Genomic DNA, 16,303 nt, shown 5'->3' on the forward strand with positions numbered 1-16,303 from the left:
GTGCATCGCCCCACGCTCAGCGCGGGGCAGGCGGCTCGCCCCACGGGCCCTCCAGTGCCGTGCGCAGGGCATCGGCCTTCTCCCGGCCGATCCGCTCGGCGAGCTGCTCTTCCAGCCGTTCGAGGATGAGCTCGGCCTGCCGGTGTGCACGTTCCCCTTCCTCGGTGCGTCGGATCAGCCGCTGCCGGGCTGAGGTGGGGTCCGGGGATTGTTCGAGCAGTCCGGCGGCGACCAGGCCGTGCACGGCCTGGTGCGCGGTCTGGCGGGTGACGCCCATGCGCCGGGCGAGCTCCGAGATGGTGGTGCCCTGGTCGTCCAGCGCGGCGAAGAGCTGTACCTGTGTCGGGGACACGGGGGTGGCTCCGCCTGCTTCCAGGGCTGCCAGCAGCCCTTCTTCGAACCAGCGCCGGGCGTCGCCGAGCAGCTGGGGGAGATTGCGGCGGGTGGATTGCATCTGTTCCTCACGATGGCGGAAAGCGGGGCCGGGTCATCTGCGCGGCTTGCCTGTCCGAACCCTTTCATGTCAGGCTACCTGACAGTCCCACGGGGGAGATCCGTAGAGGAGAAGACATGACCATCGAGTACGCCACGCGGTACCGGCAGGCTTCACGCATACCCGCGGAGCCGGGCAAGCCGTACTTCATCGAGAAGGGCGAGGGGGACCGCGCCCACCTGTTCGGCGACCTGATCACCATCTACGCCGGCGGCGAGCAGACCGAGAACACCTTCAACTTCTTCACCGTCGAAGGTCCCAAGGGCGACATCATCCCGGCCCACGTGCACACCGACACCCACGAGGTCTTCTACATCACCGCCGGCGCCGTCCGGCTGTTCGTCGAGGACACCGAGGGCAACCAGCAGGAGAAGCTGCTCACCCCGGGCGACTTCGGCTTCGTACCCAAGAACTGCCGGCACGCCTACCGCATGGAGCGCCACCACAGCCAGGTCGTCGGCGTCGCCGCCGGCCCCGGCGGCACCTTCGAGCGGTTCTTCGAGAACTTCGGCGCCCCCGCCGAGCAGCTCGGCCTGCCCGCCGAGCCGGTCATCCCGGAACCGCACAAGTTCGCCAGTGTTCCCGAGCAGTACGACGTGCGCTTCCTGCCCGACCACCAGTGGCGGACCCGGTGACGGCGGCCGACCCTCCGGTGCGGGAACTGATCGCCGCGCCGCACCCCGACCGTGCCGCCCTGCCACCCGCCGATCCAAGGGAGCCCGGCGTCCGACTGCTGCGCGGCGTGCCCTACCACGTGGTGGAGGGCAGCCGCCCACTGGAACTGGATCTGTGGTTGCCCACAGACGACCAGGCAGAGCCCGTTCCGCTGGTGCTGTTCGTCCACGGCGGTTCCTGGCGCCGGGGGCGGCGCGATGACATGGGCCTGCGCACCCGCACCTGGGAACCAGGGCCATTCGCGCGCATCGCGGCCACGGGCTGCGCCGTCGCCTGCGTCGACTACCGGCTCAGCGGCGAGGCCACCTTCCCCGCCCCGCTCGACGACCTGAACGCCGCACTGCGCTGGCTCACCCTGCGCTCCGCGGAACTCGGCATCGACACCCGGCGGACGGTGGTGTGGGGAGAATCCGCCGGCGGACACCTCGCCGCGCTCCTCGCCCTCACCTCCACCACCCCGCCCCTGGCCGGCGCCGTGCTCTGGTACGCACCCAGCGACCTGACCACCGCACGCGGCTGCTTCACCCCCGAGGACCCCACCACCCCCGAAGCCCTCCTGCTCGGCGCGGCCCCCGCCACCGTCCCCGAGCACGCCCACGCAGCCAGCCCCCTCGCCCGAGCCCACCCCGGCGCACCGCCGTTCCTCCTCGTCCACGGAAACGAGGACACCCTGGTGAGCTGCTCACACAGCCAGTCCCTCGCCGCCGCGCTGGAGAAGGCCGGGGCGCCGGTCGAACTGTGGACGGTGGCGGGCGCCGACCACGGCTGGCACCGGCTGTCCGACGCCCAGGTCGAGGAGATCTTCACCCACTCCCTGGCCTTCGCCCGTCGCCTCCACCGGCGGTCTTGATGCGATCGCCGAGTCGCTGCCGGCGGATGGCCGGTACGCGGATTGCGGTGGTAGACGGCGATCTCATCGACGGGCACGGCCGGGGCCGCGAGCGCGTCTGTGCCGGGACAGGGGTGTTCCCGCCGCGATGAAACGGGCCACGACCACGGTGGCGCGCATCCTGCTCCGAGCGCCGGTTCTCCGAGCGCCTGGAGCCCCCCGGCATCGCTGCTGAAACCGAACGCTGGACTCGGGTTCCGCATGCCGCCCCATCCACCTGCGCGAAGTGACCCGCGAAGGCGTCTCACCACCGGCTCCTGGGATGAGGATGCGCGAGGGCAGCTACCGGCCCTGCTCCGCTCGGCCGGTCTGCCCGGCCCCAGCGCGCTGATCGGGTTCCGCCCAGTGGAGGCCGTCCGCGGTGGCGACCAGGCCGCCAGGGAACTGCGGGGCCGTCTCCGCGAAGCTGTCGCCGACGGCTCCTTGCTCGGCGAGCAGGTCGCTCTGCGCGAAGGTCTCGCCGAGCATCGGGCTCTCGTCCCACGGATCGCCGGCCGGGTCCGCCTGGTAGCAGTGGACGGACTCGTCCAACACCCGTGCGGCGGTCCCGAGGCGGCCGGTGATCTGTCCGGCGTCGGTGAGCGCCCGGTCGCCGGAGGCCAGCCCGCCCACCAGGTTGACGAAAGAAGCCACCGCGCTCGCCTGCCCGCCGGCCACCTTGCGGGCCTGCCAGAAGTACGTGTCCTTCGATGCCTGCATGGCGTAGAAGGCGGCGAGGAAGTCGTGGAAGACCGTGTATTCGCGGCGGTAACGGGCTTCGAACTCGTCGAAGGCCCGCCGCTCCGCCAGCCCGGTGCTCAGTACGCTGTTGACCGAGCGGGCGGCGAGCATGGCGGAGTACGTCGCCAGATGTACGCCGGAGGAGAAGACGGGGTCGATGAAGCACGCGGCGTCGCCGACCAGTGCCACGCCCGGCGCCCAGAACCGGGTGTTGCAGTAGGAGTAGTCCTTGCGGACCCGCACGGCGCCGTACGTCCCCTCGGTGACGCGCCGGGCGTCGGCCAGGTAGTCCCGTACGAGGGCGCACTGGCCGATCAGCTTGGACAGCGCCTTCTCGGGGTCTCCCTGTACCTGGTCGGCGTGGTCGCGATGGACGACGGCGCCGACGCTGGTGAGACGGTCGCTGAGCGGGATGTACCAGAACCAGCCGGCGTCGAAGGCGGCACACAGGATGTTGCCCTGGTTCGGCGCGGGCAGTCGGTGTCCGTTCTCGAAGTATCCGAAGACGGCGATGTTGCGGAAGAACGGGGAGTACACCCGCTCCCCGCCGGCCGCGGTGTGGAGGCGGCCGGTGTTGCCGGAGGCGTCCATGACATAGCGGGCGCGGACCTCGGCCTCCGAGCCGTCCGGTGTGCGGTAGATCAGGCCGTGGACGCGGCCGTCCGCGCGAAGGATGCGCCGCACCGTGCACCCTTCGCGTACGCGGGCCCCGACCTGCCGGGCGTGGTCCAGCAGCAGCGCGTCGAACCGCGTCCGCTCCACCTGGTACGCGTACCCCATGGATTCGCCGAGGCCGGGCGAGTCGGCGAAGGAGAACGTCCACGGTTCGGGGGCCGTACCCCAGCGGAAGGTACCGCCGCGCTTGCGCATGAAACCGGCCTCGCGCAGGGCGCCGTCCACGCCCAGGAGGCGGCCGATGCCGTGGACGGTCGAGGGGAGGAGGGACTCCCCGATCTGGTAGCGCGGGAAGTGCTCTCGTTCCAGCAGCAGGACGCGGTGTCCGGCCATGGCGACCAGGGCGGCGGCGGTGGAACCGCCGGGCCCGCCGCCGACCACGACGACGTCGAACTCACCGGGGCTCGCGGTATCCGACATGAGGTGCCTTCCTTCCTGTTGCGGTGGTGCGTGGGGACCGCTACGGGGCGGTCACCAGGTCACCTGAAGGGTGAGCGGTGACCGGACCGGCGAGTGGTCCTCCCACGTGGGGGGCTGCCCCGTCAGGCGGAGCCGGGGAAAGTGGTCGAGAAGGGCTTCCAGGCCCACGCTCAGCTGGGTACGGGCCAGGTGGGCGCCGATGCAGTTGTGCGGGCCCCGCCCGAATGCCAGGTGGGGGTTGGCCTGCCGGTCCAGCACCAGCCGGTCGGCCTCCGGGAACGCCCGCTCGTCGCGGTTGGCCGCGGCCACCACGGGCAGTACGGCCTCGCCGGCGCGGATGGTCCGCCCGTGCACGGTGACGTCCTGCCGGGCCTGGAGGACGATGACGCCGTTCTGCACGGGGAGAAAACGCAGGAGTTCTTCGACCGCGGTGGGCACCAGCGCGCGGTCACCCACCAGCCGGTCGTACCGGTCCGGCTCGGTCAGCAGGGCCAGCGCGGCATTGGCCAGGAACATGGTGGTGGTGCGGTATCCGGCCACGAGCATCGACAGGCCGAAGGCATGCACGCTCTCCTCGTCCACCGCACCGCGGTCGCAGTCCTCGACCAGCGAGCTGAGAAGGTCCCCGCCCGGCGCGCGACGGCGGCGTTCCAGCAGCGAGGCCGTGTAGGAACGCAACAGGCGGGTGGCCGCACGGCCCTCCTCCAAGGTGACCAGCGCGCCGAGCGCGGTGTCCGCCGCGGCAAGGAAGGTCGCGCGTTCGGCGTAGGGAATGCCCACCAGTTCGCACATCACCAGCAGGGGAAAAGGCTCGAAGAAGCCGCTCACGAGGTCGCGGGGAGGCCCGTTGGCGGCGATCTGCGCCAGCAGGCGGTCGGCCGTGGCGCGAAGGGCCGGCCGCCGTCGTCGCGTAGCGCGGATACTGAACGGTTTCGCCAGCGCCTGGCGCAGGGCCGCGTGCCGCGGCCCGTCGAGTTCCATCATGGTGACCAGGCCGGGGCCGCGGGCGGCGGCGTCCGCATCGAGCGGCCAGTCGTTGATGGTCGGCCGGATGAACCGGTCGTCGGCGAGCAGCTTCCGTACGTCGTCGTAGCGGGTGACGTACCAGGCCGGAGCGCCGAAAGGGGTGGTGACCCTGGCGAGGGGGCAACTGCGGCGCAGCAGCGCATACTGCGGCGGTGGCCCCACGCCGCCTAGTGCGGGCATCGGGAACGGACGGGGCTCTTCTTCTCCCGGTTCGAGGGGTGGCGTGTCAGGTGGATGCGGCATGGGTTCACCGCCTTGCGCAGGACGGCCGCGATGGTCGGGTCCGGAATCGGTGGCGGTGGGGCGGCTCCTGGCGGAGCAGGCGATCGCCGCGCCCCACCGTCCGTCGTCCACGGGCGGGGTGGCGGTCGCGAAGAGTGGCAGCCGCGATCCGGCGCCCTCTCGGCCCTTCGGGCACCAGCGCTCCGCCGGCTCTGGAACGATGCCCGGCCCCTGACGGCGGAACCGCCGGCACGGGACAAACCACCGGCGGCGGTGAGCGTGACGTGCGCAGGCAGGAGGCATGCGCCGGTCCCCGCCCCGTAACGTGCTACGGCGCAGAATGCGGGACCGCACCGTGGTCCTGCTGCTTCGACTCTGGGCTGCACGCGTGCTTCGGCCGGGACGCCGGTTGCGGCGGCGTGGGCCGGCAGGGCGAGCCGGCCGCGTACGTCACCCGCTTGGCGCCTCACCACGTGCTCGGCTCCGGGGCCGCGGCTTAATGTCGGGGCCAGCGAGAAAGTGCGGGGCTTCGATGTCCGTCTTGACCACTCCGGCGGCCGGTGACTGGCCACTGCGGCTCTTCCGGCGGGCGTCGGTGTCCGTACCGGCGTACGCGGACTTCCTGCGCAGCCGCGGCTGCGACCCGGCTCTGGTGGTGGAGGCTGCCGATTTCGGCCGTGTCCCGGTCATGACCAAGGAGAACTACCTGCGGTCGGCTTCGCTGGCCGATCTGATGTGGGACGGCAGCCTCGGCGGTGCCCGCCTGGTGTCGTCCAGTTCCGGATCGAGCGGCACCCCGTTCTACTGGCCCCAGGACGAGGAGAGCCTGCGGGAAGCCGTCCACCTCAACGCGCCACTGTTCGATGCCTTCGGCTGCCGTGCCCGGTCCACTCTGTGCGTGATCTCGTTCTTCATGGGGGTGCACGTGGCAGGCACCCACCAGTTGGAGGCGGCCCTGCGTCTGGCACAGCGGGGCTACCGGCTCACGGCGATCTGCCCGGGCATCGACGTCGAGGAGAACGTGCGGGTCCTGCGGGACATCGCTCCCGGTTTCGAACAGACCGTCGTCATGGGCTACCCGGCCCTCATCAAGGATGTCCTGGTCGCTGCCTCCGCCGTCGGCGTGCCTCTGGAGCCGCTCGGCCTCCGCCTCGTGTTCTCGGGTGAGAACTTCTCCGAAAGCTGGCGCGACAGCGTCCATCGGGTGGCGCGGGCCACCGATCCTCTCGGCAGCTCCCTGGGAATCTACGGCTCGGCGGACACCGGGATCATCGGCGTCGAGTCCTCGCTGACCGTGTACGCCCGTCGCGCCGCGGCACAGGATCCGCAGCTGTGCGAGGCACTGTTCCCCGGCGCAGGCGCACTGCCCGCGCTCGTGGAGTTCGACCCGCGGTATCGCCACATCGAGGAGGTCGACGGAAATCTCGTCCTCAGCGCACGCAGTGGTCTGCCGTTGATCCGCTACCGCATCGGCGACGCGGGCCGGGTCATGTCGATGGCGACGCTGGCCGAGGCGATGGCCCAGTGCGGTCACGACCTGCCCCCGCATCTTGCCGGGCGCTCGACAGGGCACTTCGTCGCACTGTACGGACGCATGGACGTCGTATGCACCTTCTACGCGGTCAACATCTACCCGGACAACCTCAAAGGGGCGCTGGAACGGCCCGACCTGGTGTCCAGGACAACCGGCAGGTTCGTCCTCGGCAAGGAGGCCGCGGAGAGCGGCGAGCAGTTCCTGCGCCTGCGGGTGGAGCTGGCGCCGGGCACCGCGCCGAGCCCGCCGCTACAGCAGCACATCGAACGGGCGGTCGGCGAAGCGCTGCGGACGACCAACGCGGAATACCGGAAGCTGGAGGAGTCGATGCCTGACCGGTGCCTCCTGGAGGTGATCCTGCTCCCGCACGGCGATCCGGTCTTCGCGCGCGCAGGCAAGGGCCGACGGGTCGCCCCGTGACACACCGCTGCACGCGCCCGTCGACCGGCGTCCGTCTGTACGACATGTCGCACCGCCAGGACGTCGCGGCCTTCGAGGAACTGCGGACCTGCGGGGAACCGGTGCACGAGGTGGACGCCCTCGCCTGCATCGTCGAGGAGCTCTTCCGCACCGAGTTCCCCTTCCTCGCCGTCGACTCCCCGTACTACCAGGTCACCTACCGGCGCTACCTGGCCTCCAGGTGGCACGGCGGCGACCTGCGCCGGGCCGGCGTGTGGGCCTACTTCCCGTGGCGGCGCACGGCCGTGCACCTGCCGGACGAGACGACGTTCCTGCGCCTGCGCACGGCACGCAACCGCGACCTGATCACCCATCAGGAACAGCAGCGCTATCACGCCGCCCGGGTGGGGGTGGCCGGACTGAGCGTGGGCATGTCCGCGGTCATGACACTGGTCGGTACGGGAGGCGCGGGCCGGCTGCGCATCGCCGACCCGGACACCCTCGCGCTGACGAACCTCAACCGGGTGACGGCCTCGGTATGCCACCTCGGCCTGCCCAAGGCCGCGGTCTGTGCCGAGCGCGTATGGGAACTCAACCCCTTCCAGCACATCGAGACGTTCGACGGCCTGTCGGAACGGACCGCCGAGGACTTCTTCGGCCGCGGGGCCGACGGTCTCGACCTGCTCATCGAGGAGACGGACGACCTGCGGGTGAAAGCCTTCGCCCGCTTCGCCGCACGCTCCCGGAAGGTGCCGGTGGTCATGGCGACCGACAACGGGGACAACGTTCTCGTGGACGTGGAGCGCTATGACCTGGAACCGCGACGGCCGCTGTTCCACGGCGCGGTGGACCAGGCCCGGCTGCGCCGGCTGCCCGAGCGCCTCACGGACGCCGAACGCGTCACTCTGGCCGATGCGCTGGTGGGACCGGACGTGACCGCACGGATGAAGCTGTCACTGCTGCAAGTGGGCACGCGCCTCGTCAGCTGGCCGCAACTCGGCACGGCAGCCGGGCTCGCCGGTGCCGCGCTGGCCTACACGGCCCGGCGGATCCTCACCGGCCAGCCCATGCCGTCCGGCCGGTACGCGGTCGATCTGGACGCGGCTCTGGACGTCGGCCACCACGCCCCGCAAGCGGTGGCCGAGCGCGAACGCGTCGACGCCGAGTACACCGCGAGTCTGCGGACGCTGTTCGGGGACGCACCGTGACCAAGGAGCCGGGCCGGTATCCCGCAGGCGGGAGCCTCCGCGACAACGTACGCTTCCTGGCGCAGGTCGCGGGCCGCGCCCCTTCCGCCCACAACGCGCAGCCGTGGGCCTGCAAACTCACCGGCGACGAACTGCACATCGGCCGCCATGACGCGTACGCGCTGGACGCCGGCGACCCGACCCGGCGTCAGACGGCGCTCTCCCTCGCCATGTACCTTGAGGCTTTCGTCGTGGCGGCCCACCGCTGGGGCATCCACGCCCGCATGACGCGCACGGCGCAGGTTCCCGGCGACGACACCCTGGCGGTGCTGCATCTGACCGAGTGCCACCCGGCCGGGGCCTCCCCCCTCTACCGGGCCATCTGGCAACGGCACACCGACCGGGGGCCCTACGCGCCGCTGACGAAGCCCTCATGGCTGGACGCCATCACTCTGCCGGACACCGGAGCCGATACCCGGCTCTTCCCGATCACCGACCGGGAAGCCGTGGAGAGGATCGGCACGCTCGCGGCCACCGGACTCGCCACCGCCCTGTCCCTGCCCGCCCTGCGCCGCGAACTCGCCGGACTGGTGCACTGGCACGGGGAACCCGTCCTCCGGGGGATGGCGGTGGAAGCGCTCCTCCCCGGCACCGAACGGTACGCCGTGCAGGCCTCCCAGTGGTTCCTGGAACACGTGGACCCCCAGCGGGCGGCCGAGACCGTGCGCACCGTCTACGCGACAGCGCCGGGGCTGGTCATGGTTGTGGCGACAAGGGCCGACGATCCGATGGCCTGGTGCGACGCGGGCCGCACCGCATATCGCGTCCTGCTGCGCGCGGCGGCCGAGGGGCTGGCACACGACATCCAGGCCGGGCCAGTGGAAGTACCCGCCTTGGCGACGCGGCTCGCGGCCGAGCTGGAACCCGGTTGGCGGCCACAGCTCCTCCTGCGGATCGGACACCCGCTCACCCCACAGCACCTCGGCTCCGTCCGCAGGACCGTCACACTGGATTCCTGAGCGCATCACGTGAGGCGGTCGTACGCTGACCGGCCGCGCATCCGCCGTCGGATGACGCCGGGAAGACAAAGCCCCGGGCGTTCAGCCCCAGTTGAGCCAGGCCCACAGGACGAACGCCACGACGAAACCGGCGGACAGCTGTACCGTCAGCCTCTTGTTCGCCGGGGCCGCTTTGCTGGCCGATGTGCCCAGCGGGTCCTCACCCTGTTTCACCGCTATTCGCATGTCCGCGCGGCGCCCTATGACCCCGAGAATGAACGCGAGGGCCACCGTGGAATAGATGGAGAGAAGTTCTTTGAGATCGTGCCCGCGCAGCTTCCCGAGCACCGACAGGAAAACTATTCCGACGAGGGGGATGAGAGCGACCTGGTTCCTGGACCGGGACGTCGGCATCATGGGCAGCCAGACGGCGAGGAAGAGGACCGTCGTGACGACGGCGATGATCCACCAGACATTTTCGGAGATGTGAGGGGCGTGCAACATACTCTCCCTTACCACTGTGGGGCCCGCTCGCGGGCCCCACAGCTCAGCTATACACGGAGGTCGGTCAGCCGAACAGGCCGGTGATGCCCGAATAAACCGAACCGGCGGCGTCGCCGAAGACCTCCTTGGCCTTCGTGTATCCCGACTTTACTAGACCGCCACCCTTCGAAACGGCTTCCTTGAACTTGCCGCCGATGAAACCGACGCTGGTGCCGAGCGCGGACCCCCAGAATTCACCGCTGGTGAATCCATAGGCGACACCGGTGAAGATGGTGCTGCCGACGCCCGAGACGAGGGACACGCCTCCCAGGAACGCGCTGACGCCCTGTGCGACGCCCGGGACCGGGATCAGGTTCGAGCCCGCCGCGGCCCAGCCGGTCCAGGTGCTGACATTGCTCAGGAAATCGGCGCCGTCACACCAGCCGCCCTTCCCTGCCGGGCAACCGCCGCTGCTGCCGCCCTTGTCGCCGCTACCGCTGTCGGGCAGCTCGGCCTTGTCGTTCTTGGTGTCGTCCTCGGGCCGCTGGTTCTTCTTCGCGGCCTCCTCGGCCTTCTTGCGTGCGGCCTCCGCGGCCGCGCGCTGCTCGGCCTCGTGCTTCTGCAGGGCGATCTGCTTGGCCTGGGCGGCCGCCGTACGCGCGGCCGCCGCGTCCTTGCCGGCCTCGATGGCGGCCGCCTTGGCGCGACCGGCCGATGCCTGGGCACTGGCCGCGGAGGCCACCGCCTGGCGCGCGGACTGGGTGGCCTGGGTGGCCGAGTAGTTGGCCTGGCGGGAGGCGACCCGGGCCTTGGCCGCCGCGGCCTTGGCCTTCTTGGCGGAGGCCGCCGCGGAGGCCGCCGACTTGTCGGCCTGGGCGGCGTACTCCTGCGCCCGGTTGGCGTGGCCCTGGGCTTCCTTCGCCTTGGCCTTGGCCTGGGCGGCGTACTTCTTGGCCTCGTCGGCCTTGCCCTGGGCGCGGGCCGCGGCCTCGAAGGCCGTCTGGGCGTTCTCGTACGCCAGCGAGGTGGCCTTCGCCGCGATGCTGAGCTGGGCCTGGACCGCCGCGACGTGGGCCTCCGCGTCCTGGTCCGCCTGGGCGGCACGGTACTGGGCGCGCTCGACGAAGACGCGACGCATGGTGTCCGTCCCCTCAAGGGCGACCTGCGCGGCGGCCTTCATGGTCGGGCCGCCCTGCTCCAGCTGCCGCAGCACCTGGAAGCGGTCGTCCTCGGCCTGTGCCTTGGTGTAGCCCTCGGCGAGGAAGTCGTGCAACGCCTCGGTGGAGCCGTCGTCGAGCGCCTTGGTCGCGGCGTCCTTCACGGCCTTGCCCGCGTCGTTGACGACCTTGAGGATCTGGAAGCGGTACTCCTCCTTCTGCCCCTCGAAGGCCCCCTTGGTCAGGAACTCCTGCACCGCGTCGGGCCCCTTGGCGAGCGCGGTCTCGGCGGCCGCCGCTGTCTTGGGCGTGCCGATCCGGCTGAAGAAGACGGCCTTCTCCCGGTCGTCCTGGTGCTCGGCGTCGACCCGGTCCTGCTTGAGCCACGCCGCCAGGTCCTCGTCGGAGCCCGACAGGGCCTCCTCGGCCGCCGCGCGGGTCCAGGTGCCCTGGCTCGACAGGAGGTTGACGGCCGCCTGACGGGCCGCCTTCATGGCAGCCTGGTCGTCCTTGCCCAGCTTCTCGCCGGCCTCGGAGAGCAGCTGCTTGGTCTCCTTGTCCGTCTGGGCGGCCTGCGTCTCCTGCTTGGCGAGGACCGGCTTGAGGTCGTCCTCGAGGTGCTTGGCGTCGCGCGCCTGCTCCAGCGACGCGGCGAGGTCCGCCTCCAGCATCTTCTTCTCGGCGGCCCGGGCCACGTTGAAGACCTCGGTGGCCTGCTCGGTGGCCTCACCCGCCGTCTTGGCGGCCTGGAGCGCGGCTTCCGCGTGGGCCTTGGACTTGTTGGCCGCGTCCTGGGCCTTGCCGGCCTCGTCCGCCGCCTTGTCGGCGGCCTTGGCCGCCGCGTCCGCGTGCGCGGCCGCGTTGTTGGCCGCGGTGCGGGTCTGGCGGGCGGCCTTGGCCGCCTGGTCGGCCAGGGAGACCGCGCTGTTGGCTGCGGTGGTCGCGCGGCCGGCCTCGGCGCGGGCCGTGGCCGCCGCCCGCCTGGCGTGGGCCGCTTCGGCCTGTGCGACGCCCGCGCTGGCGCTCGACTGCGCGGCGGCCTCGGCGGCAGCGGCCGCGTTGCGGGCGGCGCTGGCCGCCGCGGCACCGGACCTGCCGGCCGCCGTGGCGGCGTTGGCCGCCTGGTCGGCCGCGGACGCGGCGGTACGGGCACCCGCTGCCGCGTTCCGGGCCTGCTCGGCGGCCTGACGGGCCGCCTTGGCCTGACCGGCGTCCGACACGGCCGCGTTCGCCGCGCGGTAGGCGCGGGACGCGGCCTGGCTCGCGGCGGCAGCGGCGGAGGCGGCGTTGGAGGCGGCACGCGCCGCCGTACGGGCCGCGGCCACCGCGTTGTTGGAGGCGCGGATGGCGGTGCGGGCCGCTTCCGCGGCCCCCTCCGCGGCCTGCGCGGCCTTGGTGGCGAAACGGCCGGCCTTGTCCGCGTCCGACTTGGCCGCCGCGGTCTGCCGCGCCGCCTCTTCGGCGGCCTTCTTGGCGTTCGCCGCGGCCTTGTCCGCCACCTCGGCGGCGTCCAGCGCTTCGTCGGTCTGGGCCTTGGCCTTCTTGCCGGCCTCGGTGGCGACGTGGGCCAGCTGCGCGACGGTCATCGTCTCCTGGTCGCGCGCCCGGGCCAGTTCCTGGCCCCGGTCCAGGAACTCGGCGATGTCCTCCGCGTCCCCGTTCAGGGCGCGTTCGGCGGCCTGCTTCACGGCCGGCCCGCCGGAGTTCATCACCTGGAGCACTTCGAAGCGGTTGTCCTCGTCGGTGGCCTTTTCCAGGCCCTCCTGGAGGAACTTGTCCAAGGTCGCGGGCGTGCCGTCGTCGAGGGCCCGCTGGCCCTCGCGGTTGACGGCCTTGCCGCCCGCGTTCATGGCGCGCAGGACCGCGAAGCGCCGGTCGTCCTGGAGCGGCTTCTCGTACCCGTCCTTGACGAAGGCGAGCACCTCGTCGTCGGAGCCGGACAGCGCCTTGTCCGCCGCGGCGGACACCCCCTTGCCCGCGCTCGCCATCGTCTTGAGGATGGCGAACCGGGCGTCTTCCACCTCGGCCCGGCGCAGCGCACCGCCGAGGAACTCGTTCATGTCGGCGGCCGAGCCGGTCAGTGCCTTGGCGGCCTCGCGCTTGGTCGCCGCGCCGCCCACCTTCCACGCCTGGACGGCCTGGGCGCGGGCGTTCTCGGCGGGCGCCGCCTCACCGGGCTGCGCCGGGAGCGCGTTCGCCGCGGTGGTGCCGAATATCACCGCTGCCGTGGCCGCCGCGGCCACGGTGGTGAATCTGCCGCGCCTGTGCCGCGCTCGGCGCGACACGTTTGACGGTTTCATGTCAGGTGCTTCCTCATCCGGAATCTCTTGGTTGACGTCGAGAAGCGCGGCCACGCGTCCGGAAGCATGATCACACACAGAAAATCTTGACAAGTCGGACGTATTGCTGATGGCGATCGCCGGGGATGCGGGGAAGCCGGTCGATGCGGCTCGCCAACTTTCGTGCATAAGTGGCGAGTTGACGAACCGACGCACCCTGACATCAGGGGATACAGGAAGGGATAGGCGGACGAGTGACGCTTTGGTAACGAACCATCAGGGTTTGATGATGTGTGACGCCGAGTGATAATCCTTCCGCTGGGGGCGGTTTGCTCCCTTCACCCGTCACCAACCGAAACGTGAGTCATCGATGCGGATACCCCTGCGCCCGCTGGCCGTTGGTCTGGCCGGCAGCGCGTTCGTCGCCGGCGCCGTCCTGCTGACCGGGGCGGCCAGCGCCGCCGATCAGTCCTCGGGCACCCGCGCGGACCGGATCTCGGCCGCCGCCGGATCGTCCGAGCAGCCCCCGCTCGCCATCGAGGACTTCTCCTACCCCGGTGCGGACCGCATCCTCAAGGAGAAGAACCTCAAGCTCAAGCACGGTGACGGGCACATCGTCCTCGCCGAATGCGACAGCAGCCCGAACCTGCTGAGGTTCATCGCCCGCGACCGGTCGGACTTCTGCTTCAAGGTCTCCGGGGACAGCGGATACCTCGCGCTGGAGGTTCCCGCGGTCGGTGGCGTGCAGAGCCACGACTACAAGGCCAAGGTCAACATGACCGTCGGCACCGAGAAGAAGTCCTTCGACATCCCGAAGAACTCCTGGAAGGGCATCGGCGAGAACGCCGACCCCGCGGGCCGGGAGCACACGCTGCTCGAAATCATCGCGAGCAAGTAACTCCCCGGGGACCCATTCCCCGTAAGGCGCTGCCGTGCCGGCCGCCGCAAGCACCCCGCGCCACCCCTGATCCCTTTCCCTCCCAAGAATTGAGGAAGCAAGAGTGTTTGGCAGACGTCCGCGCGCCGCATGGCTCACCGGACTGACCGCGACCGCTGTCGCGGCCGGCCTCCTGACCGGTACCCCGGCGAGCGCCGTTGTGGGTGACGCCGCCAAGGACGGGGCGTACCCGTTCACGGCGAAGCTCGACATCGGCAGCGGCAAGCGCGCCTGCACCGGCGCCCTGGTCGACTCCCAGTGGCTGCTCACGGCCGCCAGCTGCTTCGCCGCCAACCCCGGCCAGGACCAGGTCGCCGCCGGAAAGCCGAAGCTGGCGGCCACGGCCACCATCGGCCGCACCGACCTGACCGGCAAGGGCGGGCAGGTGCGCACCATCACCGAACTCGCGCCGCGTACGGACCGGGACCTGGTGATGGCGAAGCTGTCCGCACCGGTCGACGACATCACCCCGGTCGCCGTCGGGTCCGCGGCCCCCGCCAAGGACGAGACCCTGCGGGTGGCCGGCTACGGCCGCACCAAGGACGAATGGGTCCCCGGCCGCCTGCACAGCGGCGGCTTCTCCGTGGACGCGGTGGACACGACCACGCTCGCCATCACCGGCAAGGACGGCGCGAGCGTCTGCATGGGCGACACCGGCGGCCCGGCCCTGCGCGAGACGAAGAACGGTCTGGAACTGGTCGCGGTCAACCACGCCTCGTGGCAGGGCGGCTGCTTCGGCTCCGAGGAGACCCGTACCGGCGCCGTCGAGACCCGCGTCGACGACCTGCACAGCTGGGTCCAGCAGATCCGGCTGACGGCCATGTACGACCATGTCACCGACGTCGTCACCGCCGCCGACTTCAACGGCGACGGCCGCCCTGACGTCGCGGCCGTCCTCGACGACCACAACCTGCACGTCTTCTACACCGGTCCGAACGGCACCCTCGAATACGGCCGCGAGCTGTGGAACCACGACGGTTCCTGGGGCCGCAAGCGCGCGATGACCGCCGGCGACTTCGACGGTGACGGACTGACCGACATCGCCGCCCTCAACGTCGACGGTTACCTCGACCTGTACCCGGGCACGAAGAGCGGCAAGCTGGGCTCGCCCCGCTCGATGGCCAAGGACGGCGCGTGGAAGACCGTCTCCAAGTTCGCCCGCTACAAGGCCGACGACTCCGGCCGTGACGGCCTCGTGGCCATCTGGAACGACGGCTCGCTGTACGCGTACACCACCACCGCGGACGGCCGGCTCTCCGGCTTCAAGCGCCAGGTCTGGCACGACAAGACCTGGTCCAAGAAGCACCTCACCACCGCCGACTTCAACGGCGACCGCCGCGACGACATCGCCGCCGTCTCCCAGACCGGTGGCCTGGGCCTGTACACGGGCAACGCCAAGGGCACGTTCGACTACGACAAGGCGATGTGGCCCGACGAGACCTGGGGCGGCTTCCGCGCCGTCCTGGGCGGCGACTTCAACGGCGACGGCAAGGCCGACATCGCCGCCATCAACAGCTCCGGCGGCCTGTACCTCTACCCCGGCAACGGCAAGGGCACCCTCGGCTCGCGCACGGCCATGTGGCCCAGCGCGTCCTGACACCCGTGTGACCGCATGACGGGAGGGGCATCCGGCCACACGGATCGGGTGCCCCTCTCCGCTGTCGTGTCATCGGTGATGTGAATCAGCGGTGAGGTGGCTTCCGGTGGCGACGCCCTGAGCAAGAGAAGCCGGCCCGGGTGTCACTTGCGCTTTCCGAGTGCGGGCAGTCCACCGGAAAGAGTACGGACGCTGCTGTTGGGTGCCCGGTCGTCGTAACGCAGACTGGAACGTTCCGGCTTGCGCGCCTATAACTGCCGTCATGTCCGACGCGACACGGAAGCAAGTCGCGCCGCCACCGAAACGCACCTGGCGTTACGCCCATGACAGGTAGGCGGCCAGCCGACGCTCGGCCCTGCTGCGCCACCGCGCATACACGCCCCGCGCCGGGACCCCGTGCTCCCGCGCCCGGACGAGGACCGGCGTCCGGCCCAACCGGGACGTTGCGATCAACTCGGCCTCGGCGGGAGCGAGCACCGCGGCGCCCACCGCCAGGGCCAGCACCAGCTCTGGGCGCCCCCACCCCGACCCGGGGGCGCCGGGTTATCCCGCCGCTACCCAGGCAGCCACCCGGGCCAGAACCAGCAACACCATCCCCGTACACGCCGCCGT

Annotated in this window: 12 protein-coding genes; 7 read left to right on the top strand and 5 right to left on the bottom strand. The window is 71.1% G+C overall.

What is annotated here, in order from left to right; translation table 11 throughout:
• Window positions 1-16: 16 nt before the first annotated feature.
• Window positions 17-454, bottom strand: coding sequence for a MarR family winged helix-turn-helix transcriptional regulator (locus tag ACH4FX_RS30365; RefSeq protein WP_398484298.1), 438 nt, complete (start codon window positions 452-454; stop codon window positions 17-19).
• A 116-nt stretch (window positions 455-570) separates the two neighbouring features.
• Here ACH4FX_RS30365 and ACH4FX_RS30370 point away from each other — a divergent pair, with 116 nt between their 5' ends.
• Window positions 571-1,128 (top strand): quercetin 2,3-dioxygenase, encoded by a 558-nt coding sequence (locus ACH4FX_RS30370; RefSeq protein ID WP_398484300.1) that lies wholly within the window; start codon window positions 571-573, stop codon window positions 1,126-1,128.
• A complete protein-coding gene (locus ACH4FX_RS30375; protein ID WP_398484302.1) occupies window positions 1,125-2,018 on the top strand; it encodes an alpha/beta hydrolase fold domain-containing protein in 894 nt (297 codons plus the stop codon). The genes ACH4FX_RS30370 and ACH4FX_RS30375 overlap by 4 nt, the downstream gene beginning before the upstream one ends.
• Before the next feature lie 321 nt (window positions 2,019-2,339).
• Here ACH4FX_RS30375 and ACH4FX_RS30380 read toward each other — a convergent pair whose 3' ends face one another.
• Both ACH4FX_RS30380 and ACH4FX_RS30385 read right to left on the bottom strand, forming a co-directional pair.
• Entirely contained in the window at window positions 2,340-3,872 is a 1,533-nt protein-coding gene (locus ACH4FX_RS30380; protein WP_398484304.1) for a tryptophan 7-halogenase, read from the bottom strand.
• 51 nt (window positions 3,873-3,923) lie between these two features.
• A complete protein-coding gene (locus ACH4FX_RS30385) occupies window positions 3,924-5,060 on the bottom strand; it encodes a cytochrome P450 (RefSeq protein WP_398484306.1) in 1,137 nt (378 codons plus the stop codon).
• 601 nt (window positions 5,061-5,661) lie between these two features.
• On the opposite strand from ACH4FX_RS30385, the gene ACH4FX_RS30390 reads away from it, so the two are divergent.
• From ACH4FX_RS30390 to ACH4FX_RS30400, 3 genes are read left to right on the top strand one after another with little or no spacing between them, the layout of a single operon-like run.
• Window positions 5,662-7,074: a phenylacetate--CoA ligase family protein gene (locus ACH4FX_RS30390; protein WP_398484308.1), complete on the top strand. Its 1,413-nt coding sequence runs from the start codon at window positions 5,662-5,664 to the stop codon at window positions 7,072-7,074.
• Between the two features lie 44 nt (window positions 7,075-7,118).
• Window positions 7,119-8,261, top strand: a complete 1,143-nt coding sequence (locus ACH4FX_RS30395; RefSeq protein WP_398484310.1) for a ThiF family adenylyltransferase — start codon at window positions 7,119-7,121, stop codon at window positions 8,259-8,261.
• Window positions 8,258-9,259 (top strand): hypothetical protein, encoded by a 1,002-nt coding sequence (locus ACH4FX_RS30400; RefSeq protein ID WP_398484312.1) that lies wholly within the window; start codon window positions 8,258-8,260, stop codon window positions 9,257-9,259. Before ACH4FX_RS30395 ends, ACH4FX_RS30400 begins: the two co-directional genes overlap by 4 nt.
• A gap of 81 nt (window positions 9,260-9,340) precedes the next feature.
• On the opposite strand, the gene ACH4FX_RS30405 is transcribed toward ACH4FX_RS30400, so the two are convergent.
• Both ACH4FX_RS30405 and ACH4FX_RS30410 read right to left on the bottom strand, forming a co-directional pair.
• Entirely contained in the window at window positions 9,341-9,742 is a 402-nt protein-coding gene (locus tag ACH4FX_RS30405) for a hypothetical protein (RefSeq protein WP_398484313.1), read from the bottom strand.
• Between the two features lie 64 nt (window positions 9,743-9,806).
• A complete protein-coding gene (locus ACH4FX_RS30410) occupies window positions 9,807-13,121 on the bottom strand; it encodes an ALF repeat-containing protein (RefSeq protein WP_398484315.1) in 3,315 nt (1,104 codons plus the stop codon).
• A gap of 406 nt (window positions 13,122-13,527) precedes the next feature.
• Here ACH4FX_RS30410 and ACH4FX_RS30415 point away from each other — a divergent pair, with 406 nt between their 5' ends.
• Both ACH4FX_RS30415 and ACH4FX_RS30420 read left to right on the top strand, forming a co-directional pair.
• Entirely contained in the window at window positions 13,528-14,055 is a 528-nt protein-coding gene (locus tag ACH4FX_RS30415) for a hypothetical protein (RefSeq protein ID WP_398484317.1), read from the top strand.
• Between the two features lie 103 nt (window positions 14,056-14,158).
• Window positions 14,159-15,691 carry an FG-GAP-like repeat-containing protein gene (locus ACH4FX_RS30420; protein ID WP_398484319.1) on the top strand — a complete coding sequence of 511 codons (1,533 nt, stop codon included), beginning with the start codon at window positions 14,159-14,161 and terminating at the stop codon, window positions 15,689-15,691.
• Window positions 15,692-16,303: the final 612 nt, after the last annotated feature.

The organism is Streptomyces sp. NPDC018019 (genome assembly GCF_044327805.1).
Taxonomy (GTDB): Bacteria; Actinomycetota; Actinomycetes; order Streptomycetales; family Streptomycetaceae; genus Streptomyces.